Source organism: Streptomyces nodosus (genome assembly GCF_008704995.1).
In the GTDB taxonomy this organism is placed as follows: domain Bacteria; phylum Actinomycetota; class Actinomycetes; order Streptomycetales; family Streptomycetaceae; genus Streptomyces; species Streptomyces nodosus.
Genome location: NZ_CP023747.1, coordinates 4,070,938 through 4,085,565, shown reverse-complemented (window position 1 = coordinate 4,085,565; position 14,628 = coordinate 4,070,938). Strand labels below are relative to the sequence as shown.

The 14,628-nt window shown below is 72.2% G+C and carries 12 protein-coding genes; 3 read left to right on the top strand and 9 right to left on the bottom strand.

Features of this window, described 5'->3' with window-relative positions:
* Positions 1-6: 6 nt before the first annotated feature.
* The 7 genes from CP978_RS18460 to CP978_RS18430 all read right to left on the bottom strand — a co-directional run bounded on the left by CP978_RS18460 (position 7) and on the right by CP978_RS18430 (position 7,097).
* Positions 7-1,419 (bottom strand): hypothetical protein, encoded by a 1,413-nt coding sequence (locus tag CP978_RS18460; protein WP_043442425.1) that lies wholly within the window; start codon positions 1,417-1,419, stop codon positions 7-9.
* Positions 1,416-1,991, bottom strand: a complete 576-nt coding sequence (locus CP978_RS18455) for a SigE family RNA polymerase sigma factor (RefSeq protein ID WP_043442423.1) — start codon at positions 1,989-1,991, stop codon at positions 1,416-1,418. Before CP978_RS18455 ends, CP978_RS18460 begins: the two co-directional genes overlap by 4 nt.
* Before the next feature lie 509 nt (positions 1,992-2,500).
* Positions 2,501-3,568 carry an aspartate-semialdehyde dehydrogenase gene (locus tag CP978_RS18450; RefSeq protein ID WP_043442421.1) on the bottom strand — a complete coding sequence of 356 codons (1,068 nt, stop codon included), beginning with the start codon at positions 3,566-3,568 and terminating at the stop codon, positions 2,501-2,503.
* Positions 3,569-3,752: 184 nt separating this feature from the next.
* Positions 3,753-5,030: an aspartate kinase gene (locus CP978_RS18445; protein WP_043442419.1), complete on the bottom strand. Its 1,278-nt coding sequence runs from the start codon at positions 5,028-5,030 to the stop codon at positions 3,753-3,755.
* A gap of 301 nt (positions 5,031-5,331) precedes the next feature.
* Entirely contained in the window at positions 5,332-6,000 is a 669-nt protein-coding gene (locus tag CP978_RS18440) for a DUF5063 domain-containing protein (RefSeq protein WP_043442416.1), read from the bottom strand.
* Positions 5,993-6,592: a recombination mediator RecR gene (gene recR / locus CP978_RS18435; RefSeq protein ID WP_043442414.1), complete on the bottom strand. Its 600-nt coding sequence runs from the start codon at positions 6,590-6,592 to the stop codon at positions 5,993-5,995. Before recR ends, CP978_RS18440 begins: the two co-directional genes overlap by 8 nt.
* Before the next feature lie 166 nt (positions 6,593-6,758).
* Positions 6,759-7,097: a YbaB/EbfC family nucleoid-associated protein gene (locus CP978_RS18430; protein ID WP_079162204.1), complete on the bottom strand. Its 339-nt coding sequence runs from the start codon at positions 7,095-7,097 to the stop codon at positions 6,759-6,761.
* Positions 7,098-7,472: 375 nt separating this feature from the next.
* Between CP978_RS18430 and CP978_RS18425 the strand changes: the two genes are divergently transcribed.
* On the top strand, positions 7,473-8,213 hold the full coding sequence (locus CP978_RS18425; RefSeq protein ID WP_043442407.1) for an SLATT domain-containing protein: 741 nt from the start codon (positions 7,473-7,475) through the stop codon (positions 8,211-8,213).
* 34 nt (positions 8,214-8,247) lie between these two features.
* On the opposite strand, the gene CP978_RS18420 is transcribed toward CP978_RS18425, so the two are convergent.
* Together CP978_RS18420 and CP978_RS18415 are read right to left on the bottom strand one after the other, a co-directional pair.
* The gene (locus CP978_RS18420) at positions 8,248-9,780 is read right to left on the bottom strand and encodes a substrate-binding domain-containing protein (RefSeq protein ID WP_043442404.1); all 1,533 of its coding nucleotides are present in this window, start codon (positions 9,778-9,780) and stop codon (positions 8,248-8,250) included.
* Between the two features lie 104 nt (positions 9,781-9,884).
* Positions 9,885-12,056, bottom strand: a complete 2,172-nt coding sequence (locus CP978_RS18415; RefSeq protein WP_150478245.1) for a serine/threonine-protein kinase — start codon at positions 12,054-12,056, stop codon at positions 9,885-9,887.
* Positions 12,057-12,311: 255 nt separating this feature from the next.
* Here CP978_RS18415 and CP978_RS18410 point away from each other — a divergent pair, with 255 nt between their 5' ends.
* Positions 12,312-13,667: an aspartate aminotransferase family protein gene (locus CP978_RS18410; RefSeq protein WP_043442398.1), complete on the top strand. Its 1,356-nt coding sequence runs from the start codon at positions 12,312-12,314 to the stop codon at positions 13,665-13,667.
* A 161-nt stretch (positions 13,668-13,828) separates the two neighbouring features.
* Positions 13,829-14,515, top strand: a complete 687-nt coding sequence (locus CP978_RS18405; protein ID WP_043442395.1) for a GntR family transcriptional regulator — start codon at positions 13,829-13,831, stop codon at positions 14,513-14,515.
* The last annotated feature ends 113 nt before the right edge of the window (positions 14,516-14,628 follow it).

Sequence of the window (14,628 nt, the reverse complement as noted above, 5' to 3'; positions counted from 1 at the left end):
GGGCGGTCAGGACGCCGGCAGCATCCCCGACTGGTAGACGGTGCCCGCGCAGGCGTTCGGAATGGTTGTCGTGAGGCCGCCCGCGCCGCTGTCCGGGGTGAGGGTGACCGCCACACTGCCGTCGGCCACGCCGTCATCCGTCATCAGCTGGGGCGATGTGCCGCCGCTGTCCGTGTTCGAGCCGCTGCCCGCGGTCGCCGAGTCCGAGGGGTCCGGTTCCGGGGAGGTGCCGCCGGTGCCGCCGCCGGAGTTGGTGGGGCAGGTCGACGACGGGACCCAGGCGAACTTCACCTCGTAGGCCGCCCCGGGGACGAGCACCAGGGACGAGACCTGCTGGGCCGGGTCCGGGAGAGCCGTGGCCGCGTCCCCCGCGGCATGGCTCACCACGCTGATCCTGGACGAGTCCGCGGCGCCCTGGGCGACGGTGGAGACGCTGCCGCCGCCCGAGGCGGTACAGCTCGTGGTGGAGACATTGCTGAGGCGGAACGAGCCGTAGACCGCTCCGATGGAGTCCGGGGAGCCCACGGTGGCCGTTCCACCGCCGAGCTGCCCCGCCGTACACGCGGGTGCGCTCTCCTCGGAGGCCGACGGATCGGCACCGGCGGTGGCTCCGGCACCCGTGTCCTTGCTCGGGTCTTCCGCGTCCTTGTGGCCGCCCGCCGTCCTGCCCGGGGACGACGCGGAGGAGCCGGCCGAGCCGCCGGAGCCGCCCTCCGTCCCCGTGCCCTTCTGGGCGTCGCCGTGGGCCTGGGAGGCCTGACCCGCCATGTACGGGTCGGCGTCGGACCCGGCGGTCTGGGAGACATGGAGTGCGGCCGGGACCGCGGTGCCGAAGAACAGCGCGGCGGCGGCCATGCCCACCACGGCCTGCCGCTTCCGGGCCCTGCGCGCAGGTACCGCGCGCCGCAGATGCTGCAAGGTGCCGTCACGCGGCTCGATCTCGCTCACCGCCTGGTGCAGCAGCCGCCGCAACGCGAGCTCCTCCGCTTCCAGTCCCTCGGAGGCCCCTTCGGGCTCCTCGGGTCCGGTCCCGGTCGCTCTGGTGCCACGGCCGCCCCCGCCGGCGCCGGAACCAGCTGCTCCGAGGTCGTCGGCGATACCACCGAGCGCCGCCATGAGCCGGTCCCGCCCTGTGCCGCCGTCGCCCTCCTCCGCGTCGACGTCGGCCGGTCCCGCAGCGGTGTCGGCCTGTCCGGCAGCCGGGTGGTCCCCGCCCGCGCGGTCGTCGCGTTCGGGTACGGCTTCGTTCGGGCCCTGCTCGTGGGGGCGATGGTTCACAGTTCGGTTCCCAGCGTGCTGCTCGTGGTCGTCCTCGTGGAGCCCGGGCAGGCCGGTCGGTTCCTGCCGCTCGGAGGGCTCGTGCGGTGTGCGGGAGTCATGCCCCCGGGCTGTGGCGCGCCGCTCGTCGTACTCGCTCATGCCGACGCCCCCATGGCGACCCGGAGCGCCGCGATACCGCGCGAGCCGTACGCCTTCACCGACCCCAGCGAGATACCCAGCGTCTCCGCGACCTGGGCCTCGGTCATGTCCGCGAAGTAGCGCAGCACCAGGACCTCGCGCTGACGCCGCTGGAGGCCCTTCATCGCCTTGATCAGCGAGTCGCGCTCCAGCTGGTCGTAGGCGCCCTCCTCCGCGCTCGCCATGTCCGGCATGGGCTTGGACAGCAGCTTCAGGCCGAGGATGCGGCGGCGCAGCGCGGAACGCGAGAGGTTCACGACGGTCTGCCGGAGGTACGCGAGCGTCTTCTCCGGGTCGCGGACGCGCTTGCGCGCCGAGTGGACCCGGATGAACGCCTCCTGGACGACGTCCTCGCAGGACGCGGTGTCATCGAGGAGAAGCGCCGCCAGACCCAGCAGGGAGCGGTAGTGGGTGCGATAGGTGTCGGTCAGGTGATCGACCGTGGTGCCTGCGGCGATCGTGTCGTCGACACCCTCGCGCTGGTTCGGTATGCGGGCGGGCCGCGCTGCGGGCATGGGGGCGATCACCGGCATGCCACCGGACAGGCGGGGACGCCGGGACGGACGAAGAGCCGCGCCCGTCGTCCGTACCGCAGTGAATTCGAGTACCTCTGCCACGCAAGTTGGACGTCTCTCCCCCCGGGAGGGTTGTACGCGACAGGGCACACATTCCCGTCGGGCATCACGCCCCTCCGCACGTACCCTCGCGCGCCCCCCGGCACGGCGGACCGTGCGCCACATCCCCTCATGCGTACCAGCTCTTCCCCTATGCCCGAATGTGGTGTCGCCCGGCCCCCCGGAAGGCGACCGCAAAGACGCTCCCCGCCCTGCGCGCGGTTGCAAGGACGGGGAGAAAAATCTTCGAACGCCAAGAGGGTTCGATTCAAGTGGTCCGGACCACAGTCCTGACCTGGGAAACCATCGAAGATCCTACAAACGATTCCGCCAATGGCCATAAGATTTACAGCCGGTACCCGCCCTCGGCCCGGACTCTGAAGCGCCTGAGCCTCTGAAGCGCCTGAGCCTCCGGAGCGCCCGGTCCTCTAGAGCGCCCCCAGCTCCGCCGCCACCAGTTCCGCGATCTGCGCGGAGTTCAGGGCCGCGCCCTTGCGTAGATTGTCGCCGCACACGAACAGTTCGAGCGCGGTCGGATCGTCCAGGGCCCGGCGCACCCGGCCCACCCAGGTCGGGTCGGTGCCCACCACGTCCGCGGGCGTGGGGAACTCCCCCGCGCCCGGGTTGTCGAACAGCACCACACCGGGCGCGGTGTCGAGGATCTCGCGGGCACGGCCGACCGTCACCTCACCCTCGAAGCGGGCGTGCACCGTCAGCGAATGCACGGTGACCACCGGCACCCGGACACAGGTGACGGCCACCCGCAGATCCGGCAGTCCCAGGATCTTGCGGGACTCGTCGCGGACCTTCATCTCCTCCGAGGACCAGCCGTCCTCGCGCAGCGATCCGGCCCAGGGCACCACGTTCAGCGCGACGGGCTCGGAGAACGGCCCCGTGCTGTCGCCCACCGCGCGCCGTACGTCACCGGGGCTGGTCCCCAGCTCGGTGCCCGCGACCAGCGACAACTGCTGGCGCAGGGTGTCGACGCCGGCACGTCCCGCGCCGCTCACGGCCTGGTAGGAGGAGACGACCAGCTCACGCAGTCCGAACTCGGCATGCAGCGCGCCGAGGGCCACGATCATCGAGAGGGTCGTGCAGTTGGGGTTGGAGACGATGCCGCGCGGCCGCGACCGGGCGGCGTGCGGGTTGACCTCCGGCACCACCAGGGGGACGTCGGGGTCCATCCGGAAGGCGCCCGAGTTGTCCACCACGACCGCGCCCCGGGCGGCGGCGACCGGGGCCCACTGCCGTGCGATCTCGTCCGGCACGTCGAACATCGCCACGTCGACGCCCGAGAGCGCCTCCTCGGACAGCGCCACGACCTCGACCTCCTCGCCGCGCACGGCGAGCTTGCGGCCGGCGGAGCGTGGCGAGGCGATCAGCCGGATCTCGCCCCAGATGTCCGCGTGCTGGGACAGGATCTGGAGCATGACCCGGCCGACGGCCCCGGTCGCCCCGACGACCGCGAGTGTCGGCTTTCCGGTGTGTGCCGTCATGGGTGCTCCAGAACTGGATCCGTGCACGCGGGACGTCGGCGGTCGGTCGCGCCCCGACGCGCCACGCCCGCCGAGCGAGGGCGGGCCGGGCCCGCGCTTCCGGGGCCGCCCGAGGGCAGCCCCGTCTCCCCGTACGGGTGGCGCGCCGACGCCGTGCGTACCGTGCCCCCGCGGGGGAGGACGGTCATCGCCCGGTGCCTCCGTAGACGACGGCCTCGTCGCTCTCGGAGTCCAGGCCGAAGGCGGTGTGCACCGCGCGGACCGCCGCCGGCACATCGTCCGCACGGGTGACCACCGAGATACGGATCTCGGAGGTGGAGATCAGCTCGATGTTCACACTCGCCGCGCTGAGCGCCTCGAAGAAGGCCGCCGTGACGCCCGGGTTCGTCTTCATGCCCGCGCCGACGAGCGAGATCTTGCCGATCTGGTCGTCGTAGCGCAGCGAGTCGAAGCCGATCACGGTCCGGCCCTTCTCCAGGGCGTCGATCGCCTTGCGCCCCTCGGACTTCGGGAGCGTGAAGGAGATGTCCGTGAGACCGGTGGCCGCGGCCGACACGTTCTGCACGACCATGTCGATGTTGATCTCGGCGTCGGCGATGGCACGGAAGATCGAGGCCGCCTCGCCCGGCTTGTCCGGCACGCCGACGACCGTGATCTTGGCCTCGGAGGTGTCGTGCGCGACACCGGAGATGAGCGCCTGCTCCACCTTCTTGTCCCCTTGCTGAATCGGCTCACTGCTGACCCACGTGCCCTGCAGCCCGCTGAAGGAGGAGCGGACGTGGATCGGGATGTTGTACCGGCGCGCGTACTCCACACAGCGGTGGAGCAGCACCTTGGACCCGGACGAGGCCAGCTCCAGCATGTCCTCGAAGGCGATCCAGTCGATCTTCCGGGCCTTCTTCACCACACGCGGGTCGGCGGTGAACACACCGTCGACATCGGTGTAGATCTCGCAGACCTCGGCGTCGAGGGCGGCGGCCAGCGCCACGGCGGTGGTGTCGGAGCCACCGCGCCCCAGGGTCGTGATGTCCTTCTTGTCCTGGCTGACACCCTGGAAACCGGCGACGATGCCGATGTTGCCCTCGTCCAGCGCGGTCCGGATGCGTCCCGGAGTGACATCGATGATCCGGGCTTTGTTGTGGACCGAGTCGGTGATGACACCCGCCTGGCTGCCGGTGAACGACTGCGCCTTGTGCCCCAGTTTTTTGATCGCCATCGCCAGCAGCGCCATGGAGATCCGCTCTCCGGCGGTCAGCAGCATGTCGAGCTCGCGCCCGGCAGGCATCGGGGAAACCTGCTCGGCGAGATCGATCAGCTCGTCCGTCGTGTCGCCCATCGCGGAGACGACGACAACCACCTGGTTGCCGTTCTTCTTCGCCTCCACGATCCGCTTGGCGACGCGCTTGATGCCCTCGGCATCGGCTACGGAGGAGCCTCCGTACTTCTGCACGACAAGGCCCACGTGCGCTCCTCGCTCAATCCGTCTCGTGCCACGCCTGTGCATGTGCGGCGCGGTCGGCTCAGTCTAACGAGCGACCGAATTCCCCTTCCGGGATACCGCATGGTGAGATGTCCCGCTCACCCAGGGATCACCCGGGTTTCCTCCGGGAGCGCGGAGGATGTGCGGCGGTTCTCACCGCCGCGCTCCGCCGCCGCACCGGACGCGGCCGCTGTGGCGCCGCGTCCGTCCGCACGGGTCCTTACCCGGCGCGCACACCCTCACTCGAAATGTGCCGCGCGTCACACGAGGCGGTCCGAGGGGCTCATTTGACGCGCCGCGCCGGGCGCAGCCCCAGCGGGGCCGCGATCTCCCGGGCCATGACCCGGCCCGCCTCCTCGGCCAGGGTCTCGTCACCGAGGCCCTGGTCGGTGTCGAGGCCGTCGAGCTCCTCCAGGGGCTGGTTCAGCCGCACATGCGCGACCAGGGACTGGAGCGCGCGCAGCGTCGCGGAGGCCGTCGAGCCCCAGTTGGAGAAGTAGGAGAACTGCCACCACCACAGGGCCTCGGTGGTGCGGCCGGCGCGGTAGTGGACCATGCCGTGACGCAGGTCCGTGATGACATCCGCCAGGTCGTCCGAGATACGGGCCGGGACCGGGGCCTTGCGCGGCTCGTACGGGTCGAAGACCTCGGAGTAGACATCGATCGGCTCCAGCATGGCGGCGAGGCGTTCGCGCAGTCCGTCCACGTCCGGCTCCGGGCCCGGGTCGGGCTCGTAGCGCTCGTCCGGCACGATGTCCTCGTGGGCGCCGAGGCGCCCGCCCGCCAGGAGGAGCTGGGAGACCTCCAGCAGGAGGAAGGGAACGGCCGAGTCCGGCTCGTCGCCCTTCGCGACCTCCGTGACGGCCACCAGGAAGCTCTCGATCTGGTCCGCGATCTGCACCGCGAAGTCGCCGGGGTCCTGCGTCGTGGAGTGCAGCGTGGCGTCAGACATCTAGGAGTCGTCTCCCCTCGAAGGCGCGGCCGAGGGTGACCTCGTCCGCGTATTCCAGGTCGCCGCCCACCGGGAGGCCGCTGGCCAGGCGGGTGACCTTGAGGCCCATGGGTTTGATCATCCGGGCGAGGTAGGTGGCGGTGGCCTCGCCCTCCAGGTTCGGGTCCGTGGCCAGGATCAGCTCCTCGACCGTGCCGTCGGCCAGTCTCGCGAGCAGTTCCCTGATGCGCAGATCGTCCGGGCCCACCCCCTCGATGGGGCTGATCGCCCCGCCCAGGACGTGGTAGCGGCCCCGGAACTCACGGGTCCGCTCGATCGCCACGACGTCCTTGGGTTCCTCCACCACACAGATCACGGAGACACCCCGGCGCGGGTCGCGGCAGATGCCGCACAGTTCCTCCTGCGCCACATTGCCGCAGGTCGCGCAGAAGCGGACCTTGGCCTTCACCTCGAGCAGCGCCTGGGCGAGCCTGCGTACGTCCGTGGGCTCGGCCTGGAGGATGTGGAAGGCGATCCGCTGCGCGCTCTTGGGACCGACGCCGGGCAGCCGCCCCAGCTCGTCGATGAGGTCCTGGACCACGCCTTCGTACAACGGACTGCCTTTCCCACAGAGCGCCGGGTACCTGTGCGACCGGGCTCGGTTTCTTGGTACGTACGGTAGTTGGCCTCCGCCCTTCCCAGAAGAGACCAGCTGCTTTCCGGGAAGGAACAGGTCTCCCGCGAGGAACGGATCCCCCGGAGGAGACGGGCCCGAGGGCTCAGAACGGCAGGCCGGGGATGCCTCCGCCCAGGCCCTGGGCCAGCGGGCCGAGCTTCTGCTGCTGCAACGTCTGTGCGTTCTCGTTGGCCGCCTGGACGGCCGCGACGATCAGGTCGGCGAGGGTCTCCGTGTCCTCCGGGTCCACCGCCTTCGGGTCGATGACCAGGCCTCGCAGCTCGCCGGAGCCGGTGACCGTGGCCTTCACCAGACCACCGCCCGCCTGGCCGTCGACCTCGGTCCGTGCCAGCTCCTCCTGGGCGTTCGCGAGGTCCTGCTGCATCTTCTGGGCCTGCTGGAGCAACTGCTGCATATTGGGCTGGCCACCACCGGGAATCACGATCAGCTCCTGGTCTCGTACGGTTCGGCCGACAGGATTTCGTACGGCTGTCAGGGCGGGGTTCACCGCCTGGCACGAGCCTACGTGGTCACCGGGACGAGCGCTCCGGTAGTCCGTCCGGACTCCCCGGGGGCCCGCGACCCCACTCTTTCGAGTGAGTTTGACGGCGGCCCCCGTCCCTGGCCAAGGCCCACTTCCGGGCGGAAAGGCGGGGAAACCCGGATCCTCGGCGGCCCCGGGGCGATAGGAAGGGTCCGATGCCCGGCACCTTGCGTCGCGATCCGTCGCGGACCGTGCGCGACAGGGGCGGGCGCGCACCGCGGGGCGCGCGTCGTGGGACGTCGGAACGCCGTAGCCGTACGGAGGGAGTGCCGGGTGAGTCAGCCGGAGATGCAGCCCGAGGGTCCTCTCCAGGACGGTCGGGGCGACGCCGCGGCGGGGCCCCGGCCGGACGACCTCGCGGGGCGGCCCTTCCCGCACGGCGACTGGGGGGAGCCCGCGCAGCGGCTGGACGAGCTGTACCGGTGGGTGGAGCGGCAGGCGCTGGAGACGACCGCCTGGTATCTGGCGAACCGGACCTGGAAGCGGCGGGGCGCGCTGGTGCTGCGCGGGGGTGCGGCGGCCGGGGCCGTCTGCGGGGCGGCGCTGCCGCTGCTGGATCTGACCGGAGTGGTGCGCGGAGTGGCGCCCTGGGCCTGTCTGCCGTTGCTGCTGGGGGTGGCGTGTGTCGCCGGGGACCGGTTCTTCGGGATGACGTCCGGGTGGATGCGGGACATGGCGACCGCCCAGGCCGTGCAGCGACGGTTGCAGACGCTCCAGTTCGACTGGGCCTCGGAGAGCGTACGGGAGGTGCTGGGGCCGGCGGAGGGGACCGCGGGGGAGGCGGCGGAGCGCTGCCTTTCGGTGCTGCGGCGGTTCTCGGAGGATGTGACGGAGCTGGTCCGCGCGGAGACGGCGGACTGGATGGTGGAGTTCCGGACCAGGTCCGCACCGCTGGGCATCCAGTCGTCGGCGGTGACCGCGCCACGGGCGGAGGGGGTGGTGCCGGGGAGGTTCGCGCCCCCCACGGGGGCCCGGCCGAACATGCCCCGGCAGCGGCCGCCGGAGACCCGATGAGCGCGGCCCGGCCGACGAGCCACCCGGGCACCGCCTACCGCCCGCCGCAGATCCTCAGCCCCACCGGTGTTCCGCAGGGCAGATGGCCATGGGTGCGGATGATGTCCTGGCCGCTGCCCCGGCTGATGTAGGTGAGAAAGCTGGAGGCGAGGGAGTCGGCGGGCGGCTGGCCGTAGGTGTAGGCGTACTCGATCTCGCGGTAGGGGTAGTCGGATCCGCCGTGTTCGAGTTCCTCGACGGACGGCCGGTGCCCGTCCAGTGCCGGCAGCCGCAGACCGGAGTGGCCTTCCGCCAGGTTGAGTTCGCTGTAGCCGATGGCGCCTGGCAGCGTGGCGACCGCGTTCAGCACCTGCTCGGTGGAGTCGAGTTCGCAGCGCACGACGGGGGCCGTCGCATCGTCCTTGTGGACGCAGTCCAGCGAGGAGTTGGCGATCTCGCCCCGGCCCAGGACCCGGCGCTGGAAGACCTGCCGGGTGCCCGAGTTGGCGTCCCGGCTGACCAGCAGGACCGGGCGGTCGGGGCCGCCGAGCTGCTTCCAGTTGGTGATCCTGCCCTCGTAGAGCCTGCGCACCTCGGTGAGCGAGAGGTCGGTGAGCGGGACGTCCTTGTTCACCACCAGCGCGAAGACCGACACCGCCACCCGGTTCTCGCGCAGCGCGGGCAGCCCTTCGGGCTTGGGGCCGTCGGAGAGGGCGATCACCGGCGGGGAGCCCTTCTTCGACTCCTGGCCCCTGGCCTCGAGTTCGCGCACTCCCGCGGTGCTGCCATGGGCGTCCACGGTGATCGTGGAGCCCGGGCAGTCCCGCTGGTACTTCTTCGCCGCCTCCTGCATCACCGGCTGGAACGCCGTCGACCCGGTCACCGTGAGCGTGCCCTTCTCACAACCCATCGGCGGGCGGGTGTCGTCCCGCGTCACCATCAGCACGGTCAGGATCAGCACGCACACCGTCAGCAGCCCGGTGATCATCTGAGACGCCTTGCTGAACACGGGTGGCTTGTCGTCCGGGGTGGTACTGCGGTTGGGCCGCACCTCACCGCCGAGGATGCCGCCGGTGATCCGGATCGGGCTGCCCACCTCGCCGCCCGACAGCAGCACCAGCAGCTTGAAGTGGTCGCCCCGGTTGAGCGGGACGCGCGGGATGCGCAGGGTGTTGCCCTCGTAGCCGAATCCGGCCACCGGCGTGAAGTGGTCCAGGAGGTGATCACTGCCGGACGGCTGGGTGACCGACACCCCGCGGACCGTGCGGTCGGCGAACACCGCCGTCAGACCGTGGAGTTCGGGCGCGGTGTAGTCGCTGTCGGCGATGCTGTGCGAGCCGTCGTTCTCGATGCGCAGCAGGACGAAGGTGGCGTCGGCCATGCCGGAGGCCTCGTCGAACCAGCCGAGCCGCACATTCGCCCGCCCCGGGCGCACATCGTCGCCGATCGGGTTGTCCATCTGGACCCGGTAGCCGATCCTCTTGCGCCCCGGCACCCGGCGCTCGTACCAGACCATCACCGCCGACGCCACGATGCCGAGCACCGCGGTCACCATGGCGACGACGTTCTCCGCGCTCAGCCATTCCACAGGCCACCCCCCGAGCCGACGGTGCGGACACCGTACGGCCCGCCCGAGGGACATTCCGGGCGGCCGGAGGGAAGTTCAGCCGGTGTTCACCGCCTGCGGCCGGGTCAGTTCTCCTTCGTATACGTCAGGGACTCGCCGGTGGCCGGGTTCAGGCGCCGGAGGCGGCCGTCCGGCAGGAGCGTCAGTTCGGTGGCGCCGCCCGGGGTGCAGGACGAGAGCGGGCGGCCTTCCGTGACCGTGGACGGGCCGATCTCCAACGGGCCCTCGCCGGTGGGGCGTCCGGTCAGCCCCGCGTGGAAGACACAGTGGTACGTGCCGCCGCCGGAGGGGCCGTCCGCCGTCAGGGAGAGCACCGTGTCGCCCGCCTCGCCCTGCTGGACGACCAGACGGCGGGTGTTGTGCCCGGTGCCGTTGTCGATGGCGGCGTTCCAGGTGCCGAGGTAGCCGTCGGGGACGGCGCCCGCGGCGGGCGTCGACGAGGAGGGGCTCGGGCTCGCGGCGGGCGAGGCGGCGGGCGGGGGCGTGGTCGCGGCGGAGGCCGCGGGCCCGGCGGGGTGCGACGGCCCCGGCCTCGTCCGGCCGCCCGTCCCGGGATCGTCGCCCTGCATCAGCGTGTACACCGAGCCGCCCGCGCCGAGCGCCACCACCAGGGCGACGACGATCAGCACGGCGGTGGAACGGCCGCTCCTGCGGGGCGGTTCCTGCCGTGCGGGGTCGCCGAAGGGGTGGGGACCGTACGGATAGGGGCCGTACGGCGTCGTCGAGCCGCCCGGATACGGCGGGGGGCCGTACGCCGGGTGCTGGGGGTGCTGCTGCGGGGAGCCGTAGGCGGGGTGGGGCGGCACGCCCGGCAGGGGCGCCGGACCGGGGCCCACGGCCTGGGCGGGCGGTCTGCCGGCGTCCGGGGGCGGGCCGGACGGGGGCGGGGCGGCGCCGTCCGGGGTGTCGGGCGCGGGGGCGTGTTCGGGCGGGGCCTCGGCGACCGGGGCCACCGGCACCCGCTTGACGAGGTCCACACGGGTCCCCGTGGCGCCCGAAACACCGGGGGCGGCGGCCGCTTCCCCGGGCATGCCGCCGCCGACGGCCGCCTCCTCGGCACCGTCCGCGCCCGGCCGGGCCTCCGCGGCACCCTCCGGGACCGCCGCACCCTCCGGGACCTCCGGGGCCGCCTGGACGGACGGGACCACCGCACCCCCCGGCGCCGCCGGAATCGTCGGAGCCGTGCGGGCCGCCGGAACCGTCGGGGCCGTCGGGTTCGGTCGCCCCTCGGCGTCCGCGTCCGCCGGGCGCGCGGGACCCGCCGGTACGGCGGCCGCCGCCCCCTGCTCCGGATCCTCCGAGTCGAGGAGCCGCACCGCATGACGGCCGAGCTGGGCGACCAGGGCGCCGGGCAGCCAGGGGTCCCGGCTGCGGCCGCCGGTGACGGTGTCCTCCACCCCGGTCCGTTCCAGGATCTCCGCCGGTGTGGGCCGGGCCGCCGGGTCCTTGCGCAGACAGTCCCGCACAAGATCGGCGAGGCTCTCGGGCAGGCCCGCCAGGTCGGGTTCCTCCTGCGCGATGCGGAACATCAGGGCGTGCGCCGCGCTGTTGGCGGGGCCGAACGGAACGGTGCCCGTGGCGGCGTACGCCAGGACGGACCCCAGGCAGAAGACGTCGCAGGCGGGTGTGACCCGGTCGCCGCGCACCTGCTCGGGCGCCATGAACCCGGGGGACCCGACGAGCGCGCCGGTCTGGGTGAGCCCGGCCTCGGTGACCGTCTCCAGGGCGCGGACTATGCCGAAGTCGATGACCCGCGGCCCGTCGATGGTCACCAGGACGTTGGAGGGCTTGAGATCGCGATGGATCAGCCCGGCGGCATGGATGTCCCTCAGGGCGTGGGCGAGCCCGGCGGCCAGGATGCGCACGGAGCGCTCCGGCAGGGCGCCGTAGTCGCGTGAGACGACGGTCTGGAGGCTGGGGCCCGCGACATAGCCGGTGGCGACCCAGGGGATCTCCGCCTCGGTGTCCGCGTCCAGGACGGGCGCGGTCCAGTACCCGCCGACCTGCCGCGCGGCCTGCACCTCCTGCCGGAAGCGGGCCCGGAACTCCTCCTGCTCGGCCAGCTCCCGCCGGACGAGTTTCACGGCGACGGTACGTCCCCGGTCCGAGCGGGCCAGATAGACATTGCCCATGCCGCCGGCCCCGAGCCGGGTGAGCAGCCGGTACGCCCCGGCCCTGCCCCGGAGTTCGACACCGGGGAGAACTCCCTGTGGATCCCCCGCGTGCAGCTTCTCCATCGCCGCCGTCACCTACCCCCTGCGTGTGCGCCAGCCCGAGGATAGTGCCGCCGTACCGGGAACCGGCCGGAGCTGTCTCTACGGTTCCGTAACAGGACGACGCCCCGCGGAGGCGGCGCGGCACCGCCGACCCGGGTGCCGCCGCGCCGCGCCCCGCCCCCGCCGCACCCCTTGGACACACTGTCGTGTTCCCGACCGGACCACAGACAGGACGCCCATACCGCGTCCGTATCGCGGACACCTACCCTTCGGCACATGACTCCTCAGCCCAACCCCCAGGCCGGCGCCGCCGTCAAGGCGGCGGACCGTGCGCATGTCTTCCACTCCTGGTCAGCGCAGGAGCTCATCGACCCGCTCGCCGTCGCCGGTGCGGAGGGGTCGTACTTCTGGGACTACGACGGCAACCGCTACCTCGACTTCACCAGCGGCCTCGTCTACACCAACATCGGCTATCAGCACCCGAAGGTCGTCGCCGCGATCCAGGAGCAGGCCGCCACCCTGACCACCTTCGCGCCCGCCTTCGCCGTCGAGTCCCGTTCGGAGGCCGCGCGGCTGATCGCCGAGCGCACCCCCGGCGATCTCGACAAGATCTTCTTCACCAACGGCGGCGCCGACGCGATCGAGCACGCGGTGCGCATGGCGCGGATCCACACCGGCAGGCCCAAGGTCCTGACCGCGTACCGCTCGTACCACGGCGGCACCCAGCAGGCCGTGAACATGACCGGTGACCCGCGCCGCTGGGCCTCCGACAGCGGCACGGCGGGCGTGGTGCACTTCTGGGCGCCGTTCCTCTACCGCTCGCGGTTCTACGCCGAGACCGAGCAGCAGGAGTGCGAGCGGGCGCTGGAGCACCTGGAGACGACCATCGCCTTCGAGGGGCCGGGGACCATCGCCGCGATCGTCCTGGAGACCATCCCCGGAACCGCCGGGATCATGGTGCCGCCGCGCGGCTATCTCGCGGGCGTCCGGGATCTGTGCGACCGGTACGGGATCGTCTTCGTCCTCGACGAGGTGATGGCCGGGTTCGGGCGGACCGGCGAGTGGTTCGCGGCGGACCTCTTCGAGGTGACCCCCGACCTGATGACCTTCGCCAAGGGTGTGAACTCCGGGTATGTGCCGCTCGGCGGTGTCGCCATCTCCGGGGAGATCGCGGAGACCTTCGGGAAGCGGCCCTACCCGGGCGGTCTGACCTACTCCGGGCACCCCCTCGCCTGCGCCGCCGCGGTCGCCACGATCAAACTGATGGCCGAGGAGGGCGTGGTGGCCAACGCGTCGGTGGTCGGCGCCCAGGTCGTCGAGCCGGGGCTGCGCGCCCTGGCGGAGCGGCACCCGTCGGTGGGCGAGGTGCGCGGCGTGGGCATGTTCTGGGCCCTGGAACTGGTGAAGAACCGGGAGACCCGGGAGCCGCTGGTGCCGTACAACGCGGCCGGTGAGGCGAACGCGCCGATGGCCGCCTTCGCCGCCGCCGCGAAGGCGCACGGGCTGTGGCCGTTCGTCAACATGAACCGGACGCATGTCGTCCCGCCCTGCACCCTCACGGAGGCGGAGGCGAAGGAGGGCCTGGCGGCCCTGGACGCGGCGCTGTCGATGGCGGACGAATACACCGAGTAGCAGCTCCGGCACACTCCGGCAGGTTTCCGGATCGCGCCCGCGCACCGCTCCCGGTGCGCGGCGGTCCGGCTGCCCCCAGCGCGTAAGGTGACGTGCTCGACCAGTGCTTGACAGGGCACTGGGAACACAGACCCGTACGCGGATGGGAGTCCCGGACCACGATGCCCGGCAATGGCGCCGTCACCCGAAGCACCCTGCGGCAGCAGATCGCGGACGCGCTCCGCGACGAGGTGCTGGCCGGCCGGCTGCAGCCGGGGCAGGAGTTCACGGTGAAGGAGATCGCCGAACAGTACGGCGTCTCGGCGACCCCCGTCCGCGAGGCCCTGGTCGACCTGTCGGCGCAGGGCCTCCTGGACGCCGTCCAGCACCGCGGCTTCGAGGTGCACGCCTACTCCGCCGACGACTACCGCGCCATGCTCGAGGCCCGGGGCCTGGTCACCGACGGGATCTTCCACCGTCTGGTCGACGGCGGTCCTGCCGACGCCGCGCAGGACGATCGCCGTGCCGCCCTCGCCGCGGTGCGCCGCCGGGGCGAGGAGGCCGGGCGTGCCGCCACGGCAGGCGATCTGAACATCCTCATCGGCTACGACCTGCGGTTCTGGCGCGAGCTGAGCGCCCTGTACGGCAATCCCTATCTCGCGGACTTCCTGCACCGGCTGCGGGTGCAGTCCTGGGTCTGTGTGGTCCAGCATCTGCGCGGGGCAGGCGATCTGAGGGGCCTGCTCTGGTCCGGGCACACCGAGCTCGTCGACGCCCTCACCCGCCGCGACCCTGTCGCCGCGGCGGCCGTCGTCGCCTCGTACAACGCACACTCCCTCGCCCTGCTGGAGCGCGCGGGCACCGTATGAGTGCCCTCGCTGCCGAGCACCGGGGCGGATCGCGGACAAAGCCGGTGGGTCGGCCGGGTGGGCAGGACGGCGGAGTGTGGGTAAGGGACCTGCACGGCTGAGTCGCACCGCCC